Origin of the sequence: Bacteroides cellulosilyticus, assembly GCF_020091405.1 — a bacterium.
Lineage (GTDB): Bacteria > Bacteroidota > Bacteroidia > Bacteroidales > Bacteroidaceae > Bacteroides.
Window position 1 is genome coordinate 5,594,125 of sequence record NZ_CP081903.1, and the last position, 18,238, is coordinate 5,612,362.

12 protein-coding genes are annotated in these 18,238 nt (G+C 48.8%); all 12 read left to right on the forward strand.

What is annotated here, in order from left to right; genetic code table 11:
• Positions 1 to 31: 31 nt before the first annotated feature.
• The 12 genes from K6V21_RS21425 to K6V21_RS21480 all read left to right on the forward strand — a co-directional run bounded on the left by K6V21_RS21425 (position 32) and on the right by K6V21_RS21480 (position 18,226).
• Entirely contained in the window at positions 32 to 892 is an 861-nt protein-coding gene (locus K6V21_RS21425; RefSeq protein WP_025833005.1) for a DUF3298 and DUF4163 domain-containing protein, read from the forward strand.
• Positions 893 to 911: 19 nt separating this feature from the next.
• Positions 912 to 1,532, forward strand: coding sequence for a 16S rRNA (guanine(527)-N(7))-methyltransferase RsmG (rsmG, locus tag K6V21_RS21430; RefSeq protein ID WP_007213681.1), 621 nt, complete (start codon positions 912 to 914; stop codon positions 1,530 to 1,532).
• A gap of 31 nt (positions 1,533 to 1,563) precedes the next feature.
• Positions 1,564 to 2,202 carry an MBL fold metallo-hydrolase gene (locus tag K6V21_RS21435; RefSeq protein ID WP_025833002.1) on the forward strand — a complete coding sequence of 213 codons (639 nt, stop codon included), beginning with the start codon at positions 1,564 to 1,566 and terminating at the stop codon, positions 2,200 to 2,202.
• 21 nt (positions 2,203 to 2,223) lie between these two features.
• Positions 2,224 to 5,073 (forward strand): aminomethyl-transferring glycine dehydrogenase, encoded by a 2,850-nt coding sequence (gene gcvP, locus K6V21_RS21440; RefSeq protein ID WP_224319817.1) that lies wholly within the window; start codon positions 2,224 to 2,226, stop codon positions 5,071 to 5,073.
• Positions 5,074 to 5,234: 161 nt separating this feature from the next.
• Positions 5,235 to 7,418, forward strand: a complete 2,184-nt coding sequence (locus tag K6V21_RS21445; RefSeq protein ID WP_025833000.1) for a tetratricopeptide repeat protein — start codon at positions 5,235 to 5,237, stop codon at positions 7,416 to 7,418.
• 191 nt (positions 7,419 to 7,609) lie between these two features.
• On the forward strand, positions 7,610 to 8,185 hold the full coding sequence (locus K6V21_RS21450; RefSeq protein ID WP_025832999.1) for a helix-turn-helix transcriptional regulator: 576 nt from the start codon (positions 7,610 to 7,612) through the stop codon (positions 8,183 to 8,185).
• 52 nt (positions 8,186 to 8,237) lie between these two features.
• Positions 8,238 to 8,468 carry a hypothetical protein gene (locus K6V21_RS21455; protein WP_025836161.1) on the forward strand — a complete coding sequence of 77 codons (231 nt, stop codon included), beginning with the start codon at positions 8,238 to 8,240 and terminating at the stop codon, positions 8,466 to 8,468.
• 16 nt (positions 8,469 to 8,484) lie between these two features.
• A complete protein-coding gene (locus tag K6V21_RS21460) occupies positions 8,485 to 11,619 on the forward strand; it encodes a leucine-rich repeat protein (RefSeq protein ID WP_224319818.1) in 3,135 nt (1,044 codons plus the stop codon).
• A gap of 97 nt (positions 11,620 to 11,716) precedes the next feature.
• Positions 11,717 to 11,947, forward strand: coding sequence for a hypothetical protein (locus K6V21_RS21465; RefSeq protein WP_025836161.1), 231 nt, complete (start codon positions 11,717 to 11,719; stop codon positions 11,945 to 11,947).
• A 16-nt stretch (positions 11,948 to 11,963) separates the two neighbouring features.
• Positions 11,964 to 15,257, forward strand: coding sequence for a leucine-rich repeat protein (locus K6V21_RS21470; RefSeq protein WP_224319819.1), 3,294 nt, complete (start codon positions 11,964 to 11,966; stop codon positions 15,255 to 15,257).
• A 104-nt stretch (positions 15,258 to 15,361) separates the two neighbouring features.
• Positions 15,362 to 16,162 (forward strand): DUF4469 domain-containing protein, encoded by an 801-nt coding sequence (locus tag K6V21_RS21475; protein WP_224319820.1) that lies wholly within the window; start codon positions 15,362 to 15,364, stop codon positions 16,160 to 16,162.
• A gap of 342 nt (positions 16,163 to 16,504) precedes the next feature.
• Positions 16,505 to 18,226 carry an ATP-binding protein gene (locus tag K6V21_RS21480; RefSeq protein WP_073314059.1) on the forward strand — a complete coding sequence of 574 codons (1,722 nt, stop codon included), beginning with the start codon at positions 16,505 to 16,507 and terminating at the stop codon, positions 18,224 to 18,226.
• Positions 18,227 to 18,238 lie beyond the last annotated feature (12 nt).

The following is an 18,238-nucleotide window of genomic DNA, read 5'->3' on the forward strand; positions in this document are numbered from 1 at the left end:
CGAAATGTTGAATTTAACGAAGAAAGTCCAAATGAAAAAGCAATATGTCAGCCTACTTGTCATTCTACTTGCGGCAAGTGGCTTTTTATTTTCTTGCGGTAACACCGTGAACAAAAGCGCGGGTGCGCTGGAGTTCGACAGTATACAGGTAAATGAGGTAGCCCACCTCTTCGGAGACACTGCGAAGCCCGGCTGCAACATCATCATCAACTTTGCATACGCTAATAAGTCGTCCGACGAAAAGCTGAAAGACAGTCTGAACACCTATTTCCTTTCAGCCTGTTTCGGAGATAAATACATGACTCTGAAACCTGAAGAGGCGGTAAAGCTTTACAAGGAAACCTATATCAAGGATTACCTGAAAGATTTGGAACCGATGTATGCCAAAGATGAAGCTGAAAAGGAAGACTCTGCTTCAATATTAGCTTGGTATTCTTATTATAAAGGTATTGAAAGCCACGTGCAGTATTATAAAAAACATCTGCTGGTTTACCGCATCGACTACAATGAATATACCGGAGGCGCACATGGTATTTATATGTCTACTTTCCTGAATATGGACCTGCGCACCTTGAGCCCGATACGTCTGGATGATATTTTTGTAGGAGAGTATCAGGAAGCTCTCACCGATTTATTATGGAACCAACTCATGGCAGACAATAAAGTTACTACACGCCAGGAAGTGGAGGATATGGGCTATACAAGTACAGGAGACCTGGAACCGACTGAGAACTTCTACCTAAGCCCCAAAGGTATCACCTTCTATTATAACATTTATGAAATTGCTCCTTATGTGATGGGCCCGGTAGAAATTACCTTGCCTTATGAGATCATGTCACATCTGCTGAGTGATGATACTATGGCATTGAACGAAATAAGAAACGAGAACTAATAAATCATAAATTATTCACATGGAAATCATTCTAAAGTACTTCCCAGACCTCACAGAGGCGCAGAAGCAGCAATTTGCGTCCCTCTATGATCTCTATACGGACTGGAATGCAAAAATAAACGTCATATCACGTAAAGACATTGAAAACCTGTACGAACACCACGTACTCCATTCATTGGGTATAGCTAAAGTGATTCGCTTTACTCCCGGCACCCGCATCATGGATCTTGGAACGGGCGGTGGTTTTCCGGGTATTCCCCTTGCCATCTTATTCCCCGAGGTGAAGTTCCATCTTGTTGACAGCATCGGGAAGAAAGTACGTGTAGCAACGGAAGTAGCCAACAGCATCGGACTGAAAAACGTGACTTTCCGCCATGCACGTGCTGAGGAGGAAAAGCAACTCTTCGATTTCGTTGTAAGCCGTGCCGTGATGCCGTTGGCCGACTTGCTGAAAATCATCCGCAAAAACATCGCTTCCGAGCAACACAATGCTATGCCCAACGGACTGATCTGCCTGAAAGGTGGTGAGCTGGCAAATGAAGCCATGCCTTTCAAGAATAAGACCATGATGTATGATCTGAAAGACTATTTCGAAGAAGAATTCTTTGAAACGAAGAAAGTGGTTTACGTGACGCCTTAATCACAGAAATAATGACTAACATATACCTATCATGAAAATAAAAAGGTTTGAGTTTAATATGTTCCCTGTAAACTGTTATGTTTTGTGGGACGACACTCTTGAAGCTGCCGTGATAGATCCCGGTTGCTACTATGAGGAGGAAAAACAAGCGTTGAAGAACTTCATTCACAAAAATGGCCTGAACGTAAAGCACCTCCTTAATACGCACCTGCATCTGGACCATATCTTTGGAAATGCTTTCATGGTCAAAGAATTCGGTCTGCCGGTGGAAGCCAACAAAGCCGATGAATTCTGGATTGACGAAGCTCCGAAACAAAGCCGCATGTTCGGTTTTCATTGGAACGAACTGCCCGCACCGATAGGACACTATCTTCATGACGGAGATATCATCAACTTCGGTAACACTACGTTGGAAGCTATCCACGTACCGGGACATTCACCGGGTAGCCTTGTTTACTACTGTGCCGCAGATCATTGCATGTTCTCCGGTGACGTACTTTTCCAGGGCAGCATCGGACGTGCCGACCTTACCGGTGGTAATTTCGACGAACTGAAAGAGCACATTTGTAGCCGCCTGTTCATACTGCCCAATGAAACGATTGTCTATCCCGGACATGGCGCCCCGACCACTATCGGTATTGAAAAGGCGGAAAATCCATTCTTCAGATAAACTTTAAAAACAGATACTATCATGAAAAGCGACCTATTAGCTTGCCGCCACATCGGCATCAGCGAAAAAGACGAAGAGAAAATGCTCCGGAAAATAGGAGTCGGCAGTCTGGATGAGTTAATAGACAAAACCATCCCTGCAAACATTCGTCTGAAAGAACCGTTGGCATTGCCCGCGCCTATGACTGAATATGAGTTCGGACAACACATCACCCGGTTGGCGTGCAAAAACAAACTTTACACAACGTATATCGGCCTCGGCTGGTATAACACCATTACCCCCGCCGTTATTCAACGGAATGTATTCGAGAATCCGGTATGGTACACTTCTTATACCCCCTACCAGACAGAAGTTTCGCAAGGGCGCCTCGAAGCGTTGATGAACTTCCAGACCGCAGTATGCGACCTGACGGGTATGCCCCTTGCCAACTGCTCTCTGCTGGATGAAGCGACGGCTGCAGCCGAAGCCGTCAGTATGATGTATGCCCTGCGTCCGCGTGATATGCAGAAGTCCGGTGCAAACGTAGTGTTTGTGGACGAGAGCATTTTCCCACAGACACTGGCCGTAATGACTACGCGTGCTATCCCGCAAGGTATTCAGATACGCACAGGTAAATATTCCGAACTGGAACTGACACCGGATATTTTTGCCTGTATACTGCAATATCCGAATGCGAGCGGAAACGCAGAAGATTACCGTGCCTTTGTAGAAAAAGCCCATGCTGCCAACTGCAAAGTAGCCGTTGCCGCCGATATCCTGAGCCTTGCCCTGCTCACCCCTCCCGGAGAATGGGGAGCTGATATTGTATTCGGTACCACCCAACGCCTCGGTACACCGATGTTCTATGGCGGACCGTCAGCCGGGTACTTCGCTACGCGCGACGAATACAAACGTAATATTCCGGGACGTATCATCGGTTGGTCAAAAGATAAATACGGAAAACTCTGTTACCGTATGGCACTGCAAACCCGCGAGCAACATATCAAACGGGAAAAGGCTACTTCAAATATCTGTACCGCACAGGCTTTGCTGGCAACCATGGCGGGCTTTTATGCTGTGTACCACGGTCCGGAAGGTATTCACGCCATTGCAGAACGTATCCACAGCATCGCCGCATATCTGGAAAAGTGTATCAAGAAACTGGGATACAAACAAGTGAATGACCAATACTTCGACACCCTGCGCTTTGTGTTGCCCGACAGTGTATCTGCCCAACAGGTACGTACCATCGCATTGAGCAAGGAAGTCAATCTGCGCTACTTTGATAATGGAGACGTAGGTATGAGTATTGACGAAACAACTGACGTATCCGCTGCCAATGTATTGCTTTCCATCTTTGCCATTGCCGCAGGAAAAGACTACACCAAAGTGGATGATATTCCCGTAAGCAATACTATTAATAAGACTCTGAAACGCCAGAGTGCTTATCTGACACATGAAGTGTTCAATAAATATCATACGGAAACGGAGATGATGCGTTATATCAAGCGCCTTGACCGTAAGGATATCTCCCTCGCCCATTCCATGATTTCCCTCGGTTCCTGCACCATGAAGCTGAACGCTGCAGCGGAAATGCTGCCTCTCAGCCGTCCGGAATTTATGTGCATGCATCCGCTTGTTCCCGAGGACCAGGCAGAGGGTTATCGTGAATTGATAAACAATCTCAGCGAAGAACTGAAAGTCATCACAGGCTTTGCAGGAGTCAGTCTGCAACCGAACTCCGGTGCGGCAGGTGAATATACAGGACTACGTGTTATCCGCGCTTATCTGGAAAACATCGGTCAGGGACACCGCAACAAAGTGTTGATTCCTGCTTCCGCCCACGGCACAAATCCGGCATCTGCCATCCAAGCAGGTTTCACTACTGTGACTTGCGCTTGCGACGCACAGGGCAATGTGGATATGAACGACCTTCGTGCCAAGGCGGAAGAGAACAAAGACGACCTTGCCGCACTGATGATTACCTATCCTTCTACACACGGTATTTTTGAGACGGAAATCGTAGAAATCTGCCGCATCATCCATAATTGCGGTGCACAGGTATATATGGACGGTGCCAATATGAATGCTCAGGTTGGCCTGACGAACCCCGGCTTTATCGGTGCGGACGTTTGCCACCTGAACCTGCATAAGACGTTCGCTTCGCCTCATGGCGGTGGTGGTCCGGGTGTAGGTCCTATCTGCGTTGCGGACCATCTGGTTCCGTTCCTGCCGGGACATCCGCTTTTCGGCAATCCTGCCAATACGGTATCTGCCGCTCCGTTCGGAAGTGCAGGTATTCTACCTATCACTTACGGATATATCCGCATGATGGGTACGGAAGGATTAACACGTGCTACCAAAATCGCTATTCTCAGCGCTAATTACCTGGCAGTCTGTCTGAAAGATACGTATGGTATTGTATATCGTGGTGCCACTGGCTTTGTTGGTCATGAAATGATATTGGAATGCCGCAAGGTACACGAAGAGACGGGTATCAGCGAAAATGATATCGCCAAACGACTGATGGACTATGGTTATCATGCTCCTACCCTCTCCTTCCCTGTTCACGGTACGCTTATGATAGAGCCTACAGAAAGCGAAAGCCTTGCCGAACTGGATAACTTCGTGAACGTGATGTTGACCATCTGGGAGGAAATCCAGGAAGTGAAAGAAGGAAAAGCGGATAAGGAAGATAATGTTCTGATAAATGCCCCGCATCCCGAATATGAGGTAGTTGCCAATAATTGGGAACACAGCTATACAAGGGAAAAGGCAGCTTATCCGATAGAAAGTGTACGCGAAAACAAGTTCTGGATAAACGTGGCGCGCGTGGATAACACGTTGGGCGACCGTAAGTTGTTGCCGACGTGCTACGGATGTTTTGAATAAAAGACAAAAAAATAATACCAATTCCTGCAAACGCCCGTTTCCGGATTTCGAAAACGGGCGTTTGATTCTTAATAAAGAATATATTTCCTCATGTTTACCTAATTCTAATATATTCTTTATATTCGCACAACAGTCAATACAGACCAACAAATATCTCGCTCATGAAATTAATCTTCTTCCTATTGCTATATGCCAGTTGCTTCAGCAGTTGTACTTCTCGCCTTTCTCCAAAGGACACCGAAATAAAAGCCCTCAGCGATTCGCTGAAAGTACGCTGTAACGATCGGATCATGCAAACCGACTCACTGCGCATCGAAGCTGAAAATTTCATGGCTCACACCCAACCGGGAACTCCTGAATATTTCCTTGCCCGCCAGTACTACATCAACTCTTATTTCAACGAGAAAAACTTCCCGCGTGTGCTGGAGATGCTAGACGAAACAGAGCGGATGCCCGGCTACAAAGACTTGCCCGCCACCCAAGCCAATTATCTCTATACACGCTCCCGCTGCTACCAATTCATGCAGCAATATGATAAAGCGATTGCCATTTCACGGCAAATAATGGATTTGGTGCCCACGCCCGGTGATACCCTTGCGCATGAAGGCATCCGTACCCGTGCCGTAGGTGCCATGAACAACGTGAACAACATCTTCTACTTCACGAACCGTACCGACCAAGGCGCCGAATGGTTCCACCGACTCCGCACCAACCCGCCTGCATTACTCGACGAATGCTGTCGCCGCGACATGATGATATTCGAGGGCTATCTGCGAGGACTTGCCGGACAAAAAGAGCGGGCAGAAGCTGTAATGGACAGTGCCCACGCTTTACCCGTCTATCGGAAGACAGCAGAAAACACCTTCCGCGATTGCTCCTTTGCCGCCAGCGTATATTATGCGCTTCCCCACCGCAAAGATGATATGGAACGCCTGTTGAAACATGCCATCTCTGAAGGACGCAAAGACCGCTACATACCGGGTATCAATTGGGCCATGAGTCTGCTCGGAAATATATACTCCCGGCAAAACCGGTTTCAAGAAGCCGTGCAATTACAATATCAGGGACTGGAAATCGGTCTGAGGTTGCAGGACAATGTATTTTGCGCACGTTGCTATCATGAACTGAGCAATCTATATTACAAATGGGGGATGTATCCACAGGCTCAATATTACATTGACAAAGTTTTCGCCTGGCAGGAAAACACCAATACCAACCTGAAAGACAAAGGAGCATATCATCTGACCAAATGGAGCATTGTACAAAAACTTCCGGGCTACCGGCGGGAAGAGCGATTGAAACTGCTGGCGACGGCGGATTCTTGTTTTCTTCTTTCCGAAATCAAGCAAACGGCCCAGACGCATTTTTACAAAGCAATCGACCGGATAATGATCTTGCCATACGAATCGGCAAAAGGATTGGAAGATATAGAAAGGTATTACGGATCCAACACCTCCACCGCATCCGATTACAATGTTGAAGCACTGCGTGCCATCGCTTTATTCCGCTTGGGACGCGATGCCGAAGCCCGAAAAACAATACTTGCCATCAAAAAGTATAACTCTACGGACAGCTACCACTTCCTTGACACACTGATGAGCCATTACATACATCGGGAAGACAATGCCGTCATCGCCCACCTCACCCGCTTGCGCGAACCGCTTTTACAAGTCTACCTGGAACAGAAGACCCGCGAAGCGGTAGTAGAAGCCGATATCCGTTATCAGACAGAACAGAAAGAGAAAGAGAACCGTTTGCTCTCCGCCGAAGTAGAGCTGAAGAGCAGTCGCTTGCAAACATTTATCTTCACCGGACTCTTCCTGCTCGCTATAGGAGTCGGCATAGGCGGCTGGTTATGGATGCGTCTTCGCCTGAAAGAACGGGAGAAACTTTTCTCACAGCAGCAATTGCACGAACAGAGCCAACGCCTGCAACAACTCATAGCTTCCAGGCAAGAGCTGAACAACCGCAACGAAGAACTCCTCCGTCAATTGGTCGACATACAAGCCACACACGACAAAACCTGCGACTTAGAGCACGTAATGGAGAGCCTGCAACCTTGCCTGCTCACCAACAGAGAAGAAGAACAGTTCCGCACCGCCTTCGCTTCGCTCTATCCCACCGTACTGCATAGCTTGCGTTCCATCTGTCCGCGCATCACCCGTACCGAAGAATTGTTCTGTATGCTTATCGTATTGAAGCAAAACAACGAAGAAATATCCCGCACATTGGGCATCACCCGTAGCAGTGTATTGAAAAACCGATACCGCCTGCGCACCAAGTTAGGCCTGCCCGAAGGGTGTGATCTTGACTCTGAAGTACGTGCCTTACTGCTGCCGGAATAAAGCTTTTTCCTCCCCTTTCCTTTTTTATGCGAAAACGCATCCCCTTGTATACCTCTCATATACAAGGGTTTTTATATTTGTCCTTAGTTTTGTCCATACCGTTTTTTAGGTTTATTCGACTCTGATTTCTTACATTTGAGTGGCTTTAACGAAATACATCGTTTACGCCGGACTATAGACAAAACAAACCAATGAATCTAACAAACGAAATTATCGGAGGACTCCTCCTCATTTTATTATTCGGTGTAACATTCCTCATTCGTTACGCTTTCATTGAACGTAACGTCATACGACATACCCAAATGCGGCTTTCCAAAATAGAAGAGGAAGTCCAAAAACATCCGTTGACCTGTCCGCTGAAACAGCAGATAGAACAGCAAGCTGAACAGCAGTCACTCTCCGATCCGGAAAGTCCACATTCTTCACAGACAGCCTGCTTTCAGTCGCGACTCACCACTGCTGAAGTGGAAGTCAATTTCCGCAACCACTTTACATCACTGTATCCCAATGCTATACACCGCCTTCGCACCATATCCCCGCGGATTACCCGCGTCGATGAGTTGCTCTGTATGCTCATCCTCTTGAAGCAGAATAACGAAGAGATAGCCCATCTGCTGGGAGTCAGCCGCTCCACCGTATTGAAAAACCGGTACCGGCTGCGGTGTAAACTGCAATTGCCGGTAGGCGTAGACCTGGATACCGAAGTACGCAACCTGCTCGCCCCGGATGAGGAACAAACACCGTCGGATATGAATGTGAAGCAATAGTAACCGCTGATATAGTAGAGAATATATTATCAACTTAAAAAAAAGTATAAGTATGAAAAACCAAGTAAAGGAAAAGTATCTGGCTCCCCAAATAGAGGTGATACAGATGGAGACAGAAGGAACATCATGTGTAATTGCAGGAAGCGGCAACTTAGGAGGATTCGGCAACGGAGGCTCTATAGGCACGTCTTCCCGCAGCTACGGACGTTCGCGCGGCAGCCGCAACGCATCTTCAAGCGAGCTGGAAGACCTGATTAATGATATCCTCACCATCGAAAAATAACTAAAAAACGAGCAGCATGAAAACAAGAGGATTTCATCAAAGCATCGTTCTGATGGCCGCGGCACTGGCAACAGTAGCCTGCCAAAATGAACTGAAGGAAGAGTACAACGAACCCAAACCGGGTGAGAAGATAACCATGACCATCCGGGCTACACAAGGCGCGGCCTCACAGACGCGCACCGACTATGAAGACAAGCTGGGAATAGCCGGTATAGCTGTGAAGTGGGAAGGCGGAAGTACAGACGGTGCACCGGTGGAGAGGATTAAAGTATTCGGCGTCAATGCAAATGAGCTGGGTTACTCGGTAGATTTCAATAGCCTGCCAAGCAGTCTCAGCCAGGACGGAACGAGTATCAGCTTCGAAGGAACCATTGATGCAAGGAGCCTCTACTTTGCCATGTATCCCGCTGACAATTGCATCTACAATACTGAAGGTCAAGCCATCTACACCTCCTTCTCAGGCCAGACACAAGACTGCGCCAAGCCCATGGCGCACCTCAAAGGCTTCGACCTTATGGTGGGACGAGCAGCGACACCGGGCTCGTATGATAAACTCACATTCAGCCACGAGGCCGCGATGATACGCTTCAGCCTCAAAAACGTGCCTTCTACAGAGAAAATCACCCGTGTGAGCCTCGCTGCCGCCAATAACAAACTGAGCTCCCGGATGTACGCATTGCTCGCCGGCTCGTCAATAGACGGGTTAACCGTCGAAGCGGATACGGATTACGCCCCGGTGTCAAGCCTCAGCCTCGACATCACTAACCATACCCCCTCCACGGAGCCGCTGAAAGCCTACATGATGATACCTCCATGCGATCTGAGCAACGACCTGCTCACCGTCACCGTAAACACGGAAAGCGGCAATACCTACACCGGCGATTTGACAACCGCAGCCGGCACCTTGCTGGAAGCCGGTCTGTGCTATACCTTAGAACCCACGTTAGCACTCGGCAAAACCATCAGCCTGCCACCCGCTACGGAGGGGAGTTTGGAAAGTACCTTGAACAATATAACCCCGACCCCGGAACAAACCGAACTGGCCGTGACGGGCGCGGTAAACACCGACGACATCACCGCCCTGGCCACTTTCTTGAAAGAAAACAAGGCTGAGAAAATCACCGCCATCGACCTGTCCGGCATCAGCGGCATAGCCGAGGTGACAGGCTTTGCAGACTGCGCAAAGCTAGAAAAAGTCATACTGCCCGACCCCGCGGACGCCATTGGCGACAATGCCTTTGAAGGCTGCACGGCACTGACCACAGTCATCCAGAACGAACCGATGCCCGCCGATGCCGCACCCGCCACCCGCGCCAGTATCTCCAAAAGAATAAAAAAGATAGGAAACAGCGCCTTTAAAAATTGCACCTCGATGACCGAAATGTTCCTGCACGCTGATATACAAAGCGTAGGAAACAACGCCTTTGAAGGGTGCACGACAATGACAGCCCTCATATTCGAAGGCACAAAAGCGGCCAACGGAAACGGCGGTATAAGCTTAGGGACCGGCATCATAACCGGAACGCACCCGGACATCAAAATATTCCTGCCTGCCATCACCGAGCTCGCAATGGCCACCGCGTATAAGACAATCCTGGGAGAAAATCCCACCTACTACAACTTCGCGGGCTACGGCAGCGCCACTACCACTGAAGAGAAAACGAACCCCGCATCGTACACACTCATCCCCACGGTTCCAGTTGATACAATGCAGTTCACCGTGGAGGTGGAAAGTGGCGATCTGGGATTCAGCATTCCCTTCCCCGAATCCGGCAATACTCCCGCGAATATCACGGTAGATTGGGGTGACGGTACAGCCGCTGTCGCAGTACCCAAAGGCACGACGCTTGCAGCGGGTGACGCATTCCAGCACACCTACGCCGCAGCGGGCACATACACCATCACCATCACCTCGGATGCGACGGCGGACAAACAGCAAATACCGGTGCTGAATTTTGGGCAAAGAACCGGCTCTTACAACACAAATAAACTGGTGAGCCTTGAAACGGCATTGCTCAATATGGATTATTCCAATTTAAATAACACATTCAAGTCTTGCAAAAAATTAACCACAATCCCGGGAAATCTTTTCGAAAAGAACACAAAGGCTACATACTTCAGCAATTGTTTCGAAAACTGTATCGCATTACAGACAATTCCGGAAAATCTTTTCGGAAAGAACACGGTGGCTAAAGACTTCGGCTATTGCTTCGCTACCTGTAGCGCATTAAAGACAATCCCGGAAAAACTTTTCGAGAATAACACAGCGGCTACATACTTCGGCTATTGTTTCTATAATTGTAGCGCATTAGAGACAATCCCGGGAATGCTTTTCGCGAAGAACGCAGAGGTTGTATACTTCAACTCTTGCTTCTCTCACTGTAGCGCATTAAAGACAATCCCGGGAAATCTTTTCGAAAAGAACGCAAAGGCTACAAACTTCAGCTTTTGCTTCTCCAACTGTAGTAGTACCCAATTAACCACAATCCCGGAAGAGCTTTTCGCGAAGAACACAGCGGCTGAGAACTTCAGCCGTTGCTTCCAAGGCTGTGAAGCATTAAAGACAATCAAGGGAGGGCTTTTCGCAAATAACAAAAAAGCTACTGACTTCAGCTATTGCTTCGACGAGTGTAGCGAATTGCAGGCAATTCCGGAAAAGCTTTTCGCGAACAACACAGAGGCTACAGATTTCGGCAATTGCTTCTCTAGCTGTTACGCATTACAGACAATTCCGAAAGGGCTTTTCGCAAATAACAAAAAAGCTACCAGCTTCAGCGAGTGCTTCTCTAACTGTCACGCATTAGCCACAATCCCGGAAGGGCTTTTCGCGAAAAACACAATGGCTACAAAGTTCAGCTTTTGCTTCTCTGGATGTACCAAGATGGAGTTAAACGCAAATATATTCGTCGATCCCACCGCGACCGAAGAGGAGAAATTAAAACGTTTCATGGATAAGTCCATGAACTTTAAGTATTGCTTCCAAAACTACGCTGAAAATAACACTACGTCAGGTATCGCCCCCGCCTTGTGGAACTATGCGAAAGGTTCGGGCCAATGGCAGACGGAAAATTGCTTCACCAACTGCAAGGTGTCAAATCACGCCGACGTTCCGAGTGATGGTAGTTGGGGCACTCCCAAGGCTCCTAACTAAGCATACCCCCAAAAACCTCTGCGAAACAGTCCTTAACCGCTGGGTCGCAGAGGTTTTCACGAAATAATAATTCATCAACTTAAAAAAAAGTATAAGTATGAAAAACCAAGTAAAAGAAAAGTATCTGGCTCCCCAAATAGAGGTGATACAGATGGAGACAGAAGGAACATCGTGTGTAATTGCAGGAAGCGGCAACTTAGGAGGATTCGGCAACGGAGGCTCTATAGGCACGTCTTCCCGCAGCTACGGACGTTCGCGCGGCAGCCGCAACGCATCTTCAAGCGAGCTGGAAGACCTGATTAATGATATCCTCACCATCGAAAAATAACTAAAAAACGAACAGCATGAAAACAAGAAGATTTCATCAAAGCATCGTTCTGATGGCCGTGGCACTGGCAACAGTAGCCTGCCAAAATGAACTGAAGGAAGAGTACAACGAACCCAAACCGGGTGAGAAGATAACCATGACCATCCGGGCTACACAAGGCACGGCCTCACAGACGCGCACCGACTATGAAGACAAGCTGGGAATAGCCGATATAGACAACATAGCTGTGAAGTGGGAAGGCGGAAGTACAGACGGTGCACCGGTGGAGAGGATTAAAGTATTCGGCGTCAATGCAAATGAGCTGGGTTACTCGGTAGATTTCAATAGCCTGCCAAGCAGTCTCAGCCAGGACGGAACGAGTATCAGCTTCGAAGGAACCATTGATGCAAAGAGCCTCTACTTTGCCATGTATCCCGCTGATAACTGCAACTACAACAACGACGCTTCGGATCCAATCGTCTACACCTCCTTCTCAGGCCAGACACAAGACTGCGCCAAGCCCATGGCGCACCTCAAAGGCTTCGACCTTATGGTGGGACGAGCAGCGACACCGGGCTCGTATGATAAACTCACATTCAGCCACGAGGCCGCGATGATACGCTTCAGCCTCAAAAACGTGCCTTCTACAGAGAAAATCACCCGTGTGAGCCTCGCTGCCGCCAATAACAAACTGAGCTCCCGGATGTACGCATTGCTCGCCGGCTCGTCAATAGACGGGTTAACCGTCGAAGCGGATACGGATTACGCCCCGGTGTCAAGCCTCAGCCTCGACATCACTAACCATACCCCCTCCACGGAGCCGCTGAAAGCCTACATGATGATACCTCCATGCGATCTGAGCAACGACCTGCTCACCGTCACCGTAAACACGGAAAGCGGCAATACCTACACCGGCGATTTGACAACCGCAGCCGGCACCTTGCTGGAAGCCGGTCTGTGCTATACCTTAGAACCCACGCTAGCACTCGGCAAAACCATCAGCCTGCCACCCGCTACGGAGGGGAGTTTGGAAAGTACCTTGAACAATATAACCCCGACCCCGGAACAAACCGAACTGGCCGTGACGGGTGCGGTAAACACCGACGACATCACCGCCCTGGCCACTTTCTTGAAAGAAAACAAGGCTGAGAAAATCACCGCCATCGACCTGTCCGGCATCAGCGGCATAGCCGACGTGACAGGCTTTGCAGGCTGCGCAAAGCTAGAAAAAGTCATACTGCCCGACGCTGCGGAAGCCATTGGCGACAATGCCTTTGAAGGCTGCACGGCACTGACCACAGTCATCCAGAACGAACCGATGCCCGCCGATGCCGCACCCGCCACCCGCGCCAGTATCTCCAAAAGCATAAAAAGAATAGGAAACAGCTCCTTTAAAAATTGCACCTCGATGACCGAAATGTTCCTGCACGCCGATATACAAAGCGTAGGAAACAGCGCCTTTGAAGGGTGCACGGCAATGACAGCCCTCATATTCGAAGGCACAAAAGCGGCCAACGGAAACGGCGGTATAAGCTTAGGGACCGGCATCATAACCGGAACGCACCCGGACATCAAAATATTCCTGCCTGCCATCACCGAGCTCGCAATGGCCACCGCGTATAAGAAAATCCTGGAAGAAAAGCCCACCTACTACAACTTCGCGGGCTACGGCAGCGTCACTACCACTGAAGAGAAAACGAACCCCGCATCGTACACACTCATCCCCACGGTTCCAGTTGATACAATGCAGTTCACCGTGAAGGTGGAAAGTGGCGATTTGGGATTCAGCATTCCCTTCCCCGACTCCGGCGTTACTCCCGCGGCTATCATAGTAAGTTGGGGTGACGATACACCCGCTGTCGTAGTGCCCAAAGGCACGACGCTTGCAGCGGGTGACAAATTCGAGTACACGTACGCCGCAGCGGGCACATACACCATCACCATCGGCTCGGATGCGACGGCGGACAAACAGCAAATACCGGTGCTGAATTTTTACCAAAGAGCCGGCTCTTACAACCAGAATAAACTGGTGAGCCTTAAAACGCCATTGCTCAATATGAATTGCTCATCTTTGAGCAAAGCGTTTTACAGTTGCGAAAAATTAACCACAATTCCGGAAAATCTTTTCGAAAAGAACAAAGCGGCTACAGACTTCAGCGGTTGCTTCTATTATTGTAGCGCATTACAGACAATTCCAGGAGGGCTTTTCGCAAACAACACAGCGGCTACAGACTTCAACAGTTGCTTCTTTAATTGCAATCTATTAAAAGAGATTCCTAGCGAGCTTTTCGCGAAAAACACAGAGGCTAGAGGCTTCAACTATTGCTTCGCTAATTGTAAAGGATTAAACGCAATCCCGGAAAATCTTTTCGAAAAGAACACAGCGGCTACAAACTTCAGCTATTGCTTCTATAATTGCATTCTATTAGGAAGCATTCCTAAAGAGCTTTTCGCAAGCAACACAGCAGCCACAAACTTTAGCTATTGCTTCAGTAGCTGTAAGGCATTAACCACAATACCGGAATCACTTTTCGCGAACAACACAGAGGCTACAAATTTTGATCAATGCTTCGCCGATTGTATCGCTTTAACCACAATCGAGGCAAGACTTTTCGCGAACAACGCAAATATAAACATTATTCGATGCTTTTATGGCTGTATCGCATTAACCACAATTTCGACAGATCTTTTTGCGAACAACACAGCTATTAAAAGCTTCAACTATTGCTTCTATGACTGTACCGCATTACAGACAATCCCGGAAGGGCTTTTCGCGAACAACGCAGAGGCTACAAGCTTCAACTATTGCTTCGCTAATTGTAATGGATTAACCGCAATCCCGGGAAATCTTTTCGAAAAGAACAAAGCGGCCACAGACTTCAGAAATTGCTTCCAGTCGTGTCGCGCATTAAAGGAAATTCCGGGAGGGCTTTTCACGAATAACACAGCGGCTACAAACTTCAGCTATTGCTTCTATGGGTGTACCGGATTACAGACAATTCCGGAAGGGCTTTTCGCGAAGAACGCAGAAGCTATAAACTTCAACAGTTGCTTCTATGGGTGTACCTATATGATGTTCAATCCAAATATATTCGTCAATCCCGCCGCGGCCGAACAGGATAAATTAAACCGCTTCATAGATAAAGACATGGACTTTAGGAATTGCTTCTACCAAGTCAATCTGCATAACAATTCAGGTACCGCCCCCGCACTGTGGAGCTATGCGAAAGGTTCGGGCAATTGGACTACGGCAAATTGCTTCAAAGGCTGCATAATGTCAAATTCCGAAGATATCAAGGATTATTCAACTTGGGGCACTCCCAAATTCTAACTAAGCATAACCCCCGAAAACCTCCGCAAGACAGTCCTTAACCGCTGGATCGCGGAGGTTTTCACTAAATAATTATTCATCAACTTAAAAAAAACATTTAAATTATGGCAACAAACGACATCAAGTATACCTTGAATGCCCAGCTGGCAGACAACTCCGTCACCGTTGACGACAAGAACGACCGCATCCTAGCCCTCGTTTCCGCCGGCACCGCTGACAAACAGCGCGTCATCTCCGAAATCATGGCAATAAACCCGGGTCTGGAACGAGAGGTTGTGGAAGCAGTCATCAATCTGGAGCAACGGGTGGTAAAGAAAATGGCCCTCAGCGGCTACAACGTCAATATGGGTCTGTATCACGCCGTAGCCCAATTCACCGGCGTGGTGCTGAACAAGGCGTGGAACCCGGAACGCAACTCGGTCTACGTCGCCTTCACCCAAGGCGCTGACATGCGTGAAGCCATCCGAGCCACCGGTGTCAACATCATCGGCGAAAAGGGAAGCACCATGTTCGTGGCAGGCACGCAGGACACCGCCACCCGCGCCACCAACGCCACCGCCACCGCGGGACGCAACTTCACCCTGACCGGCTCGAAACTGAAAATAGCGGGCACCGACCCAGCCGTGGGCATCACGCTGACATCCGCCTCGGGCGTAGTCACCAAAGTCACCGAAGACCTCTGGGCGGTGAACGATCCCTCAAAGCTCGTCTTCATCATCCCCGCCGAACTGGAGAACGGAGAGTACACGCTCACCGTCACCACTCAATACAGCACCAACGGCAAGACCTTGCTCAAGACGCCACGAAGCGTTTCGCAAAACATCTACCTGGGCGAAGCTCCCTCAGGAGGAGGCGACAGCGGAAACACCGGAGGAGGAGGACTGGACGAAAATCCACTGGGATGACCGGAAATTTGTATAGGCAATCGATACAGAGCTGTATAAACAATCGATACAGAGCTGTATAAACAATCGATACAGGACTGTATAAACAATCGATACAGAGCTGTATAAACAATCGATACAGGGCTGTATGGTTAGGGCATACAGCCTTTTTATAGCGGAGACACCTCCGCTATATTTTTTTTCATTTTACAGGCCATGGCAAGTTATAGGGCAACAACTTTCCGCCCGCTTCCTTTGTTCTTTCGGGAAGAATAAAGTACTTTTGCGATGTTGCGCGGCACAGGCAGTGTCGAGTGATAAAAATAACGCCTCATATTGAAACGATAACACACAGAGAATGATATGGAAGAGATAAAGAGAATACCCTACGGTGTATCCAGCTTCGTGGAAGTGGTGGAACAAAACCAATATTATGTGGACAAAACCATGTACCTGCCCCTGCTGGAGCGGCAGCCCAATTATCTGTTCCTCATCCGCCCCCGCCGCTTCGGCAAAAGCATCTTTCTGGGCATGTTGCGGGCTTACTACGACCTTGCCCAAAAGGAAAAGTTCGCCGCCCGCTTCGGAAACCTGTGGATAGGCAGCCGACCTACGCCGCTGCAAGGAGCCTTTCAGGTGCTGTACATGGATTTCTCGCGCATAGGCGGACAAGGAGAAGGACTGGCGCAGAACTTCAACGATTATTGCAGCATGTGTGTGGATAACTTCGCTTCCATTTATGAATCATACTACTATCCCGGGTTTGTCCGGGAAATGAAGGAACAATCCGGCTTCAGGAATAAACTGAACTATCTGGACATGAAAGCCAAAGAGACGGGTGCCCGCCTCTACCTCATCATCGACGAATACGACAATTTCACCAACGTAGTGCTCAACGAAGAAGGCGAAGGCGTTTATCATGCCATCACCCACGCCAGCGGGTTCTATCGCGAAGTCTTCAAGAAGTTCAAAGGTATGTTCGAGCGCATCTTCATGATAGGTGTCAGCCCCGTTACGCTGGATGACTTGAGCAGTGGATTCAACATCGGATGGAACATCAGTACCGAACCCATATTCAACATGATGCTGGGATTCAGCGAAACAGATGTACGTGCGATTCTGCAATATTATAAAGATGCCGGAGAGCACAACGGTGACGTGGATACCATGATTACGGAAATGAAGCCCTGGTACGACAACTACTGCTTCGCCAAAGCGAGTCTGGAACGCGACCCGAAGATGTTCAATTGCGACATGGTGTTCTATTACCTCCGCAACTACATGAATTATGGCACTTCACCCGAACAGATGATTGACCCCAACACCCGCACCGACTACAACAAGATGAAGAAACTCATTCAACTGGACAAGTTGGACGGTGACCGCAAGGGGGTGCTGCGCCGTATCACCGAGGAAGGGCAGATTATCACCAACCTCGCCACCTCCTTTCCCGCCGAGCAAATTGCCAAGGCGGAGATATTCCCCAGCCTGCTCTTCTACTACGGCATGCTCACCATCACCGGAACAGACGGAGACCAGCTGGTGCTGAGCATCCCCAACAATAATGTGCGCAAGCAATATTACGAATACCTGCTCGAAGGTTATCAAAGCGAAAAGTACATCGACCTGAGCAACCTGCGTACCATCTATAAAGATATGGCATACCATGGTAACTGGCGGCAGTCACTCGAATTTATTGCCTGCGCCTACAAGAATCACTCCTCCGTGCGCAGTCTCATCGAAGGTGAACGAAACATCCAAGGTTTCTTCACCGCCTACCTCAGTATCAGCGCTTACTACCTCACTGCCCCTGAAGTGGAACTGAACCACGGCTTCTGCGACATGTTCCTCATGCCCGACCTGCAACGTTACCCCGAAGTGGCTCACAGCTATATCCTGGAACTGAAGTATCTGCCGGCAAAAGACTATGAAAGTAAAGGTGGACAACAGTGGCTGGATGCCGTAGATCAGATACACGGTTATGCCCAAGGGCCAAGGGTACAACAACTGGCACAGGGCACGCAGTTGCACTGTATCGTGATGCAATTCAGCGGATGGGAAATGGTAAAAGCAGAGGAGGTATAAACATCGCACTTT